This window comes from Streptomyces sp. NPDC048718 (assembly GCF_043198875.1).
Taxonomy (GTDB): domain Bacteria; phylum Actinomycetota; class Actinomycetes; order Streptomycetales; family Streptomycetaceae; genus Streptomyces.
In genome coordinates, this window is sequence record NZ_JBICVG010000015.1 from 164,947 (window position 1) to 177,382 (window position 12,436).

Genomic DNA, 12,436 nt, shown 5'->3' on the forward strand with positions numbered 1-12,436 from the left:
GGTTCCGGTGGAACGGAGTCTGCTCCTGCCGCGTCGCGCGCTCAATGGCTTGGTCAACTGTCGTACGCGGCTGTGACATAGACCGTACGCGGAGGCAGATGCTCCATGACCACGACGACCGTCCCGACCTCGATCCGGTCGCTTCCCGGAGCCGGATACGCGAGGAAGTGCTCGGCGCCGCCCCGGATCCTGACGATCACCTCGCCGACGAGGCCGGGACCGACAGTGCCGGTGACCCGGCCGAGCATTCCCACCATCGAAGCGTCGCCCATGCCCCCACCGTACGGCAGCGGGCGGACCGGGTGGCACGGACGGTACGGACCGCACGGGAGACCTCAAGAGTCCCTTCGGCCCACCTCGCTCGGCCCCGCCCCGCCCCACCCCGTCGCGCGCCCCTCGGCCCTGCCACGCCCCCGTCCCGCCGCCCCGGCCCCGCGAGTCGAGCCGGGCGGCGGCCGCCCTACCGGCTTAGCGTCGGTCCCATGAGCACTCACGCCAAGCGCCCGCATCCCAGGGGCGCACACCCGCTGCGGTACGAGATCCTGCTGGTGCCCGAGCACGTCGAGGACCGCGGCGGCGCTTCCGTGGAGAACAGCGCCGTCCGTACGGCGGTCGTCGAGGCCACCGGCCACACCGGCGAGTCCGGCTATCCGATCTACGAAGGCCACGGCGTGGTCGCCGACATCGACCCCCGTACCCGGACCGTGGAGGCGCTGCTCGTCGACGGGCGGGAGCTGGACTACGGCCTGACGGCGCTGGTCAGGGAGGCGGACCCGGGCGGGGCGGGGCGGCCGGGAGACTGACGGAACGAACGGTCGGGCGGGCGTTGACAGAACGAACGGTCGGGCGGAGACTCGGGCGCGGCGGGGACGAAGATCGTACGGTGCGACGCAGGGCCGTGGATCGGGACACGCTCTCCCCGCCCGGCCGGTCCGGTGAGTCCGCCCGGCCGTCCGGACGAAGGCCAGCTGGGAGAGAACCGATGAGCATCCGCGACGTCTACATCGTCGACGCCGTCCGCACCCCGATCGGCAAGTTCGGCGGTGCGCTCTCCTCGGTCCGCCCCGACGATCTGGCCGCCCATGTCGTCCGGTCCCTCGTCCGGCGCACCCCCGACCTCGACCCGGCCCGGGTCGACGACGTGTACTTCGGCGACGCCAACGGAGCCGGCGAGGACAACCGCGACGTGGCCCGGATGGCCGTCCTGCTCGCCGGACTGCCCACCTCCGTCCCGGGCGTCACCGTCAACCGGCTGTGCGGCTCCGGCATGGAGGCGGTCATCCAGGCGGCCCGCGCCATCGCCGTCGGCGACGCCTCGGTGGCCATCGCGGGCGGCGTCGAGTCGATGTCCCGCGCCCCGTGGGTGCTGCAGAAGCCGGAGAGGGCCTTCCCGGCCGGGCACCAGCAGCTGCACTCCACGACCCTCGGCTGGCGCATGACCAACCCGCGGATGCCCGCCGAGTGGACCGTGCCGCTCGGCGAGGGTGCCGAACTCGTCGCCGACAAGCACGCCATCGGCCGCGAGGAGCAGGACGCCTTCGCCCTCGCCAGCCATCGCAAGGCCGCGGCGGCGTGGGCCGAGGGACTGTACGACGGGGAGGTCGTCCCGTACGACGGCGTCGAACTGCTCCGGGACGAGTGCATCCGCGACACCACCTCGCCGGAGGCCCTGGCCAAGCTCAAGCCCTCCTTCCGCCCCGACGGCACCGTCACCGCCGGCAACGCCTCCCCGCTCAACGACGGGGCGGCTGCCCTGCTGCTCGTCGACGAGGACGGACTGCGCGAGACCGGGCGCGAGCCGCTGGCCCGGATCCGGGCCAGTGCCGTCACGGGTGTCGAGCCGCAGCTCTTCGGGCTCGGCCCGGTGGAGGCGGTGCGCCGGGTCCTGGACAAGGCCGGGCGCGGTTTCGCGGACCTGACGACGGTCGAACTCAACGAGGCTTTCGCGGCCCAGGCCCTCGGCTGTCTGGCCGAGTGGCCGGACCTGGACCCGGCCCTCGTCAACCCGCGCGGCGGCGCCATCGCGATCGGTCACCCGCTCGGCGCCTCGGGCGCCCGGATCACCGGCGCCGTCGCCCACCAGCTCGCGGCGGCCGGTTCGGGCACGGGCCTCGCCGCCCTCTGCATCGGCGTCGGCCAGGGTCTGGCCCTGGTCCTGGAGCGCTGAACCCGCGTCGGCGGAGAGCGGTTTCGTACGCAGACGGAAGGTGTTTCGTACGCCGACCCGTACGGGCGCCGCGTGCGCCGACGGGACAGTGCCGCATGCGCCGGGGAGACGGCTCGCGCGGGTCGGCGGCGGGACGGCGGTCCATACGCCTCCCGCCGGGTGCCACGTACGGAACGAAGACGCGGAAGGGGGGGGGGGGGGGGGGGGGGGGGGGGGGGGGCGGGGGGGCGGGGGGGGGGGCGGGGGGGGGGGGGGCCCCGCCCCCCCCCCCCCCCCCCCCCCCGGCGGGCGGGGGGGCGGGCGGGGGGGGGCGGGGGGCGGGCGGACAACCCGCCCCCCGCGGGGGCCCACGTACGCACCCACGCCGGGGCCGGGCGGCCCCCCCCCCCGGCCCCCCTTCTCGTTCCGCGCAGGTCTCGTCCCGCGCGTGGGTCACTTCTCCTGCGAAGCCCCGGCCTGCTGCTCCGCGACGGACTTGCGGACCTCGTCCATGTCCAGCTTGCGAGCCTGGCCGATGACGTCCTCGAGCGCCGCCTCCGGCAGCGCGCCGGGCTGCGCGAAGATCGCCACCTTGTCCCGGACGATCATCAGGGTCGGGATCGAGCGGATCTCGAAGGCCGCCGCCAGCTCCTGCTGCGCCTCGGTGTCCACCTTGGCGAAGACCAGATCCTGATGACGCTCCGAGGCCGCCTCGAAGACGGGACCGAACTGACGGCACGGACCGCACCAGGAAGCCCAGAAGTCGATCAGGACGAAATCGTTCTCGCTGACGATCTCGTCGAAGTTGTCCTTGGTGAGCTCAACCGTGCTCATGTTCCTGCCTTTCCTGGTGCGGCGTCGGGGTTACGCCGTTTTCCACCGTCCCTCGGGGGGACTCGTCACGCTCAACGGCGTAGCGGGCCGCTCTATTCCACCCGGTCCCGAGCAGACTGTCCCCATGACTGGAGCCGCGGACCGCGCGGCGGGCACGGCGCGCGGAGCGGCCGGCAACGCGAGGATCGGGGAGAGCACGGACCGATGAACGAACACACATACGACCTGGTGGTCCTCGGTGCGGGGCCGGTCGGCGAGAACGTGGCCGACCGGGCCCGCGCCGCCGGGCTCAGCACGGCCCTGGTGGAGAGCGAGCTGGTCGGCGGCGAGTGCTCGTACTGGGCCTGCATGCCCAGCAAGGCGCTGCTCCGCCCCGCCATCGCCCGCTCCGAGGCGCTCCAGGTGCCGGGACTGCGCGGCAGGATCCTCGGCCCACTCGACGCCCACGAGGTGCTCACCCACCGGGACGCGGTCGTCGGCGACTGGCGGGACGAGGGCCAGGCGGAGTGGGTGAAGTCCATCGGTGCCGAGCTCTTCCGCGGCCACGGCCGCCTGGACGGCCCGCGCCGTGTCGTCGTCCAGGGCACCGAGGGCGACCGCCACGTCCTGACCGCCCGGCACGCCGTCGCCGTCTGCACCGGCAGCCGTGCCGCCCTGCCCGATCTGCCCGGACTGGACGGGGCGCGGCCCTGGACCAGCCGGGAGGCGACCAGCTCCCGCAAGGTGCCCGACCGGCTGATCGTGGTCGGCGGCGGCGTGGTCGCGGCCGAGATGGCGACCGCCTGGCAGGCGCTGGGCTCCCGGGTGACCGTCCTGGTCCGGGGCGCCGGCCTGCTGCCCCGGATGGAGCCCTTCGTCGGCGAGCACGTGGCCGCCGCCCTCATCGAACGCGGCGCCGACGTCCGGACCGGCGTCACGGTCGCGGCGGTCGTACGGGACGGCAGCAGCGGACCGGTCACGGTCGTCCTGGACGACGGCGAGCAGGTCATGGGCGACGAGGTCCTCTTCGCGACCGGCCGGCTGCCCCGTACCGAGGACATCGGTCTGGAGACGGTCGGACTGGAACCCGGCGGCTGGCTCGGCGTCGACGACAGTCTGCGCGTCACCGGCCACGACTGGCTGTACGCCGTGGGGGACGTCAACCACCGTGCCCTCCTCACCCACCAGGGCAAGTACCAGGCGCGGATCGCGGGCGCCGCCATCGCCGCCCGCGCGGCGGAGGGCGACGACACCGGGGCCGGGGCGGGGGCCGCCATCGCCGCCCCGTGGAGCCCGTACAGCGCGACCGCCGACCACGCGGCCGTGCCCCAGGTGGTGTTCACGGATCCCGAGGCGGGCGCCGTCGGGCTCTCGCTGGCCGAAGCGGAGTCGGCCGGGCACCAGGTCCGGGCCGTCGACCTCGACCTCTCGGCGGTGGCCGGCGCCGGGCTGTACGGCCAGGACTACCGGGGGCACGCGCGCATGGTCGTCGACGTGGACAACGAGACAGTCCTCGGCGTCACCTTCGTGGGGCCCGGCACCGGCGAACTCGTCCACGCGGCCACCATCGCGGTCGTCGGCCAGGTGCCGATCGCGCGGCTCTGGCACGCGGTCCCGTCCTATCCGACGCTGAGCGAGATCTGGCTGCGTCTGCTGGAGGCGTACCGGGACGGGGCGGGCCGGCCGTGAGCCCGGGGGAGCGGTGAGGTGAGTCCGGGAGCGGGGCCGGGCCCGGGCGGCCGGTGGTGAGCCCGGGGGAGCCGGCGGGTGGGCGGGCGGTAGGACGGGGCGGGGAACGGCCCGGGGAACGGACCAACGCGTACGACGACGTCTGTGCCGAGTGCGGCGGTCCGGTCCCGGCCGGCACCGGGCTGCTGCGGCACGGCCCGACGGGCTGGGAGGTCCATCACCCCGAGCACGCCCCCGCCCCCGGCCCGCCGCCGCGCGGCGACCACCCCGGGTGGCACCGGCGGCCCCTGCTGTCCCTGGACATCGGGGCCACCGGGCACCGCCCGGCCGTGGACCGGATCGTGTCGGCGGCACTGCGGTCGAGCGAGGGGCCGGCCCACGACTGGCGCGCGGAGGGCGGTGAGGACACGGAGAGCGGGGAGGGTGAGCCCGGGAAGGGCGGGTCCGGGGATGGCGGGTCGGGGGCGGGGGAGCCCCGGGAGGGCGGGTCGAGGACGGCGGAGCCCCGGGAAGGCGCACTGTCCCCGGCCGTGCTCGACGAACTCGCCGGCCTGGTGACCGCCCAGCTCGCCGCCGGGGAACTCCTTGTCGTCTGGTTCGCTCCGTACGTTCTGGCGACCCTGCACGCCGAACTCCTCCGCCACGGCCTGACCCCGCTCACCGAACGCCTCCCGGCCGGCGTGGCCCCGGTCTGCGACCCGCTGGTCCTGGACCGGCACGCCGACCGCTACCGGCCAGGCGGCCGTTCGCTGCCGGCCGTGGCCGACTGGTACGGCGTTCCGCTCGACCACCCCGGCGACCCCGCGGCGGACGCGGCGGCGGCCCTGGCGCTCGCCCAGGAGATCGCGGCCCGCCACCCCCCTCTGGCCCGGCTCTCCCGCCCGGCGCTGCACGCCCAACAGCTCCTCTGGTACGCCGACCAGATGCGCCGCCACCCCGACGCGCCCGACTGGCCGTTCACCCCTGTGGACCCGGAACCGTGGGAACCGCCGCCACACGGGTCGGGGAGCCGTACGTCCTGAATGCCGAGGGCGGGGTGGGACTGGAGCGAGGTGGTCGGGGATCTTCCTCAGCCGGGAGTGGTGCCGTGGTGCGGTGCCCCACGCGCCCTCCGTACCCCCGCTCGCGCGTACGCCGATGGCGTATCGGACGTACGGCCCCCCACCCAGCCTGGAACGACCCTTGCCGGATACCCCTGTGGGCACCCGGCAAGGGTCGCTCTGGGTCACCCCCACTCGTGCGGAGGGTGACGGATCACGTCATTCCGGCAGCTCACCGGCCATGGCGGCGGCGAGCCGCAGGTGCGGGGTCGCCTCGTCGCTCCGGCCCTGCCGCTCCAGGGTGCGGCCGAGCATCAGACGGGCGTAGTGCTCGACGGGGTCGCGGTCGAGGATGACGCGCAGTTCCTCCTCGGCGCGGCCGAGCTGGGCGGAGTGGTAGTAGGCGCGGGCGAGCAGGAGGCGCTGGGCCGTCAGTTCGGGGTGCTCGGAGACCAGGCCCCGCAGGACGCGGATGGCCGTCTGGTACTCCTTCGCCTCGAAGAACAGCTGCGCGCGGTCCCAGCGGTCGGCCGCGGTGCCGAACTCGAAGTACGTCTCGTCGCTCACGGTGCCCTTGCCTCGTCTCTTCCGTTCTCCGGCGGTCCTCCCGCCGTCGGGCATGACAACACCCCGAGGTGGTTGAACATTCCATCAAAGTTCCGGTGCGGTCCACCCCGCCCCCCGACCCGGCCGGGAATAGGTTGAGCCTATGAGCAATCTTGATCGCCAGGCCGCCCTCCAGGTCTGCGGCGGCCGGGGCTTCGTGGTCGCCGAACCGGTACGGGAACTCCTCAGCCCCCGCCACGTCCAGCTCGGCGAATCCACCGAGGTCCGCCGACTGCTCCCCAACCTCGGCCGCCGCATGGTCGGCGCCTGGGCCTTCGTCGATCACTACGGCCCCGACGACATCGCCGACGAACCCGGTATGCAGGTCCCGCCGCACCCGCACATGGGGCTGCAGACCGTCAGCTGGCTGCACGAGGGCGAGGTGCTGCACCGAGACTCCACCGGCAGCCTGCAGACCATCCGGCCGCGCGAACTGGGCCTGATGACCTCCGGCCGGGCGATCTCCCACTCGGAGGAGAGCCCCCGGCCGCACGCCCGCTTCCTGCACGGCGCCCAGCTCTGGGTCGCCCTCCCCGACACCCACCGCCACGTCGAACCGCGCTTCGAGCACCACGCCGACCTCCCGCGGGTCACCGCCCCCGGCCTGACCGCCACGGTCATCCTCGGCGAACTCGCCGGCGCCGTCTCCCCGGGCACCACCTACACGCCTCTCACCGGAGCCGACCTCGCCCTCGCCGCCGGAACCGAGACCCGTCTGCCGCTCGACCCCGACTTCGAGTACGCGGTCCTCGCCATGTCCGGCGAGGCCCACGTCGACGACGTGCCCGTACAGCCCGGCTCCATGCTCTACCTCGGTTGCGGCCGCACCGAACTCCCCCTGCGCGCCGGCTCCGACGCGGGCCTGATGCTCCTGGGAGGCGAGCCCTTCGAGGAGGAGATCGTCATGTGGTGGAACTTCGTCGGCCGTTCCGGTGATGAGATCGCACAGGCACGCGACGACTGGGAGCAGGGTTCACGGTTTGGCGAGGTACACGGCTACGACGGCGCCCGCCTGTCCGCTCCGGAGCTGCCCGCCACCCCTCTCAAGCCGCGTGGTCGAGTGCGCTGACCTCCAAAAACGTGTGGCGGGGGGCGGTGCCCCGGCTGGCCGCCGTTATGTCTGGAACTCTGATCCGCTGCCTGTCGCGTGCCGGCGGATCGGAGGTGGCCTGGGCTTGGCAGCGGGGTCTGTCGGGCCCTGTGTTCGGGAGTATGTGACAAGGTTCGATCGGATCGATGCTGACCTTTTGCTGACTTTGTCGACGGGTCGTCAGCCGGGGATTCGGCCATTGGCCGGCGCATGAAGCCACGGAGCGTCTCGGTGAGAGGACGCGTATCGGCTCGCGGCTGAGCGGAGACAGGCCGGCCACTGCCTCCCGTCCGCTGGTCGGCCTCGGCGAGCACGAGGCGGTGGCCGGACTGCGCGAGCTCACCGAGACCACCGACCTCGTCAGCCGCCTCACCCGCGGCCTGGCGGTCGAGCTCCGCGCACACGCGGCCGCGGCGGCCCGGGAAATTCGGGACGCAGCCCCGGTCGAGGCCCGTCACTTGGTGACCGCCGGTGATCGAATTCGCGGTCGCCGTCGACCCGGTGCCGGGCCGGTGTTCACGTGGTGTGTCGCCCGTCGGCCGTCCCGCCGGCGCCGGGCGACGGCAGACGCACATCGGCGACCGTCCCCCGAGGGCCCACAGCGCCGACGGAGGCTCAGGAAAGCTCGGGCATGCCGCCCACCGAGAAGGTGTCGTAGATGTCGAGCAGATCCTCCTCGGCGTCGAGCCACTCGCCGTCCACCGGCAGCCGGCAGACCACGGCGCTCAGCCGGGCCAGGGCGGTCAGCCCCGGTAGGCGGTCGGTTTCCTCCGCCGTCATGAGACGGGCGTACGGCCAATCGTCGGCCAGGACGCGCAGGCAGTCCTGCCGGGCGCGGTCCTCGTCGGTGTCCGGACGGTCGTCCGTGACGTGCCAGAGTCCCTCCGTCGGGATGATCCGGCACGCGGCGACGAGCCGCCGTCGCTCCGCCGGGTCCACGTCCAGCCAGGAGGCGGGAAGGACCAGGCCGGCCAGGGCGGCTGCGGCCTTCTCCTCGGCTTCGGCCAGCCGCGCCGGGGTGAGGCCCAGTGCGGTCGCCCCGTAGGGGAGCTCACCGTGCCAGTCCACGAGGTGGATCCAGCCTCGGGTTCCGGTCACCTCTTCCTCCGTTTCATGAGCCGTGAGTGGTGTGCCGTGGCGGTGCGGGTGAGGGCCGGGATCAAGTGTCGGCCCCGAGGCGGGCGAGGAGACCGAACTCCACGCGTACGCGCTCGATGTCGGCCTCCAGGAACGCGACCGCCCTGCGGGCGGTGTCGGTGTCGGTGCCGGTCTCGGCGGCCCATTCGAGGACCCGGGCGGCGGCGAAGGCGTAGGCGATCACCCGGCCGGCCAGGACCAGGTGCTCCTGGGCGAGTGCGCCGTCGAGGAACCGCAGGTCGAGGCCGTACACCGAGACGGCGGGCGCGGTCGGCTCCCAGGCGGCCAGGAAGGTGCCGAGGCCGACGCCGTCCGAGCGGTCCAGGCAGTACTGGGCGAGCTGCTGGCTGAGCAGATCGTTGGTGCCGTCGAAGATGGTGAAGACCCGGGAGTCCAGGAAGGCCTGGGCGGCGATGTTGGTCGGCGAACCGGACCGGTAGCCCTCGCCGCCGGTGAGCTGCTGGTAGTGGTTCGCGGCGCCGACCATCAGCTCGGTGGCCGCGATCTTGACGGCCTGGACGGCGGGGAACGCGGGGGTGAGGTCGGAGGTGAGGTCCAGCCGGGTCCGGACATGGTGGCCGAGCGCCGCGCAGACCGTGTGGGCTCCGTCGATGGCGTCGAGCCGGTAGCGGACGAATCCGATCGACGACAGCGGCCCGCGCCCCACGCGACGAGTATCGGCGTACGTGTGTGCCTCGCGGGCGACGCGGCGCAGGAAACCGCCCGCCAGCGCCCCGATCAGGGCCCGCCCCGACAGATAGACGTCCACCATCGAGCTCAGGCTTCCCGCCCCGATGTCGATGCGCCGGTGCGCGGGCACGAACGCGTCGATGTCGTTGACCCCGTAGTCGATGACCTTCAGACCCACGGCGTCGTACCGCTGCGACGTGCGGAACCCGTCGCCGCGCTCGACGACGAACCACCCGTACTCGCGACCGCCCTCGCCGTCCCGCCTGGCGACGACCAGCCACCAGGACGCGGTGGCGCTCAGCGCCTGCCAGTGCTTGCGGCCGCGGATCCGGTAGCCGCCCTCGACCTCCTCGAAGGTGGTGGTCAGACCCGACATGGCGGAGCCGGCGGCGGGCTCGGTGGAGGCGAAACCCGCCGTGGGCGCCAGCGGCCCGGCGAACAGCGGGAGCACCTCGCGCCTGGTCTCCTCCCCGGCCCACACCACGACGGGGCGCAGCGCCAGCCCGGTGACGATCGCCGTGTAGACGGCGACGGCCAGGTTCCGCTCGGCCAGGATCTCGACGACCCGGCACATCTCGGCATGGCTGTTCCGGCCCCCGTACGCGGCGGGTAGCACCGGCAGCAGCACGCCCGCCCCGGTCAGCACGGCCCAGTCCTCGGCGGGCATCTGCCGCTGGGGGTAGGACGCCGCGTCGAAGTGCGCGGCGGCCTCCTCGATACCCGCGAGGAACTCTTCGGAGGGCAGAGCGGCGAGGTTCGCCAAGGGGGCGAGGGACGAGTCGGTGCCCGCGGATCCAGTCATGTCTTCACCCGTTCATGGAAGGCCGCAGGAAGGCCGACTCGCCTGCGCGGAAACACTTCTGACGCTTCGCCGCAACCGCCCAGCGGTGCGGAGGTCGGTCCGATGATCCTACGACCCGGCCCGCGGTGATCAGGGCGTCGGCGGCGACTGGCGGAGCGAACCCGCGAACCGCGCCCCCGGCCGGTCGACTTCACCGCGATGCGCTGGTGACGGACCGGTTCGCGAAGCCGATCCCCGAGTGCGGGGCTCCGCTGTCGGGTCAACCGCCCGCCGGGCCCGCTGAGCAGGCAGTACATCCGGTCTGGGTGGTGCGTCCCGGTCTGGGTGACGAGGAAATACGGGGCCATCGAGGCGAGTCGGACCGTGCGCACTCGCTACGTGTGAACCCCCTAGTCTGGTTCTCGCCAAGTGGCGGATGTCGGACTGCGCGATGAAGGGGATGTGACACGTGGCGGGGGTGAACGGCGCGGATATGGTCGGCGAGGTTCTGGGCGGTCGGTACCGCGTGACCGCGATGATCGGCCGCGGTGGCATGGGCGTGGTCGCCCGCGCGGTGGACCAGTTGCTGAACCGCGAAGTCGCGGTGAAGGTGCTGCGCACCTACACCGACGCCGCCCCGGCCGAACTCGCCGAGTTGCGGCTGCGGATGCGGCGCGAAGCGCAGGCGGCCGCCCGCATCCGGCACGGCGGTGTGGTCACCGTGCACGACGTGGTCGAGGAGCAGGGGCAGCCGGTCATCGTCATGGAACTGGTCGACGGGCCTTCCCTCGACGATGTGCTCACCGAGCGCGGCTCGCTGGATCCGCGCGAAGCGGCGGCGATCGGCGCCAAGTTGATGGACGCGCTCGACGCGGCGCACCGGGCCGGGGTCCTCCACCGGGACGTCAAGCCCGGCAACGTCCTGCTCGAACGCGGAGGCCGGGTCGTCCTCACCGACTTCGGCATCGCCAGCATGGAGAACACCGGCGACGAGGCCCTGGCCAAACTGACCCAGAGCGGCCAGATCTTCGGCTCCCTCGACTATCTGTCGCCCGAGCGGGCGCAGGGGCAGCCGCCCAGTGCCGCGTCGGACATCTGGGCGCTCGGCATGACGCTGTACGCGGCGGTGGAAGGCGCCGCGCCGTTCCGCCGTACGTCGATGTGGTCCACGCTGGCGGCGATCATCAGTGACCCGCTGCCGGAGCCCCGCAACGCCGGGCCGCTCACCCCGGTGCTGTGGGCGCTGATGGCCAAGGACCCGGCGCAGCGGCCCGACGCCGGGCAGGCGCGCGAGATGCTGGAGACGGTCGCCAGGGGCGGGACGACGACCCTCACACCGCCCCGGCCGGTCACGCCCCAGCAGGTCCCCCCTCCCCAGGCCGCTCCCCAGGCCGCTCCTCAGCAGGTCGCGCCCGAGGCGGTCGCTCCGCCGGCCTTCGGTCCGCCCGCCGCCACTCCGCCCGCGTTCGGTACGCCGGGCTTCGGTCCCGCCGTCCCGCCGCCCGCCCCGCCTTCGCCGCAGTCCGTCGTGCCCCCGCTGCCGGCCGGTGCGTACGCGGCCCCCGTGCCGCCGGGCGGCGGACAGCCGGGCATGGGACCCGTAGGACCGATGGGGCCCGTGGGACCCGGATCCGCCGGATCCGTCGGCGGATCCCACAGTCGCTCCGAGACCCGTGCCGCGACCGCGCACATCCGCCGTCGTGGCCGCACGGTCGCCGCCGTGGCCGCCGCCACCGTCCTGACCTGCGGTGGAGTCACGTACGCCGTGATGAACATGCGGAACGGCGAAGGCGGCGGGGCCGGTGCGGCGCTTCCGCCGGGAGCGAGCACCCCCGCCGACGGCGACATGTCCGATGCGGGCGGCCGGGCCGACGGTGCCGACGACGAGCCGGCCTCCCCGGGGGACCTGACGTCCATGAACCCCGGCGAGACGCCGTCCGCCACCCCCTCGAAGAAGGCGGAGAGTCCCGGGGCGAGTCCCACGCCGGCACCCGGCGCCGAAGACGCCAAGCCGGCCGGACGCCCGTCCGCCTCCGCGGAGGCGAAGCCCTCCTCCGCGGCGAAGGAGCCCGTGAAGGAGCCCACCCCGGTGTCGACCGGATGCACCGGCTGGGCCCACGCGAACAGCAGCAACGGCACCGGTCATGTGACCCTCAACACCCATCTGTACACCGGGCCTTACGCGGAGTGCTCCTGGGTGACCGCGGTCAAGGTCGGCACCAAGCTCTCCTACGACTGCTACGTCATGAACGCCCACGCCAACAAGTGGATGTACGCCCGCGTCGCGGAAACCGGCACGGCCGGCTGGGTGTTCGGCGACAAGTCCGCCGTGGACAGCGGCACGCTGGAGCGCTGCCCGGATTAGTCCGGCGGGGAAGGCGGCGATCCGGAGGGCTCGCGGGGCGGGGCCCGCCCCGCGAGCCCTCCGGCGCACGCCGCACACG

11 protein-coding genes are annotated in these 12,436 nt (G+C 73.7%); 6 read left to right on the forward strand and 5 right to left on the reverse strand.

Going from position 1 to position 12,436, the window contains the following annotated elements; translation table 11 throughout:
* Nucleotides 1-53: 53 nt before the first annotated feature.
* Nucleotides 54-272 carry a hypothetical protein gene (locus ACGFRB_RS26265; RefSeq protein WP_363010297.1) on the reverse strand — a complete coding sequence of 73 codons (219 nt, stop codon included), beginning with the start codon at nucleotides 270-272 and terminating at the stop codon, nucleotides 54-56.
* A 210-nt stretch (nucleotides 273-482) separates the two neighbouring features.
* Between ACGFRB_RS26265 and ACGFRB_RS26270 the strand changes: the two genes are divergently transcribed.
* Nucleotides 483-803 (forward strand): hypothetical protein, encoded by a 321-nt coding sequence (locus ACGFRB_RS26270; protein WP_363010299.1) that lies wholly within the window; start codon nucleotides 483-485, stop codon nucleotides 801-803.
* Between the two features lie 179 nt (nucleotides 804-982).
* Complete coding sequence (locus ACGFRB_RS26275; protein ID WP_393246502.1) at nucleotides 983-2,167, forward strand: thiolase family protein; 1,185 nt, start codon at nucleotides 983-985, stop codon at nucleotides 2,165-2,167.
* 432 nt (nucleotides 2,168-2,599) lie between these two features.
* On the opposite strand, the gene trxA is transcribed toward ACGFRB_RS26275, so the two are convergent.
* Entirely contained in the window at nucleotides 2,600-2,980 is a 381-nt protein-coding gene (gene trxA, locus ACGFRB_RS26280; RefSeq protein ID WP_361223041.1) for a thioredoxin, read from the reverse strand.
* Between the two features lie 204 nt (nucleotides 2,981-3,184).
* Here trxA and ACGFRB_RS26285 point away from each other — a divergent pair, with 204 nt between their 5' ends.
* Nucleotides 3,185-4,648 (forward strand): dihydrolipoyl dehydrogenase family protein, encoded by a 1,464-nt coding sequence (locus ACGFRB_RS26285; protein WP_393246504.1) that lies wholly within the window; start codon nucleotides 3,185-3,187, stop codon nucleotides 4,646-4,648.
* A gap of 56 nt (nucleotides 4,649-4,704) precedes the next feature.
* On the forward strand, nucleotides 4,705-5,670 hold the full coding sequence (locus tag ACGFRB_RS26290) for a hypothetical protein (RefSeq protein WP_393246506.1): 966 nt from the start codon (nucleotides 4,705-4,707) through the stop codon (nucleotides 5,668-5,670).
* 237 nt (nucleotides 5,671-5,907) lie between these two features.
* Here the strand turns inward: ACGFRB_RS26290 and ACGFRB_RS26295 are convergent, their stop codons facing one another.
* Nucleotides 5,908-6,255, reverse strand: a complete 348-nt coding sequence (locus ACGFRB_RS26295) for a tetratricopeptide repeat protein (RefSeq protein WP_361223049.1) — start codon at nucleotides 6,253-6,255, stop codon at nucleotides 5,908-5,910.
* Nucleotides 6,256-6,397: 142 nt separating this feature from the next.
* Here ACGFRB_RS26295 and ACGFRB_RS26300 point away from each other — a divergent pair, with 142 nt between their 5' ends.
* The gene (locus ACGFRB_RS26300; protein WP_393246508.1) at nucleotides 6,398-7,363 is read left to right on the forward strand and encodes a pirin family protein; all 966 of its coding nucleotides are present in this window, start codon (nucleotides 6,398-6,400) and stop codon (nucleotides 7,361-7,363) included.
* A 636-nt stretch (nucleotides 7,364-7,999) separates the two neighbouring features.
* On the opposite strand, the gene ACGFRB_RS26305 is transcribed toward ACGFRB_RS26300, so the two are convergent.
* Complete coding sequence (locus ACGFRB_RS26305; protein WP_393246510.1) at nucleotides 8,000-8,482, reverse strand: hypothetical protein; 483 nt, start codon at nucleotides 8,480-8,482, stop codon at nucleotides 8,000-8,002.
* Nucleotides 8,483-8,543: 61 nt separating this feature from the next.
* Entirely contained in the window at nucleotides 8,544-10,013 is a 1,470-nt protein-coding gene (locus ACGFRB_RS26310; protein ID WP_393246512.1) for an acyl-CoA dehydrogenase family protein, read from the reverse strand.
* A 514-nt stretch (nucleotides 10,014-10,527) separates the two neighbouring features.
* Here ACGFRB_RS26310 and ACGFRB_RS26315 point away from each other — a divergent pair.
* Entirely contained in the window at nucleotides 10,528-12,357 is a 1,830-nt protein-coding gene (locus ACGFRB_RS26315) for a protein kinase (protein WP_393246575.1), read from the forward strand.
* The last annotated feature ends 79 nt before the right edge of the window (nucleotides 12,358-12,436 follow it).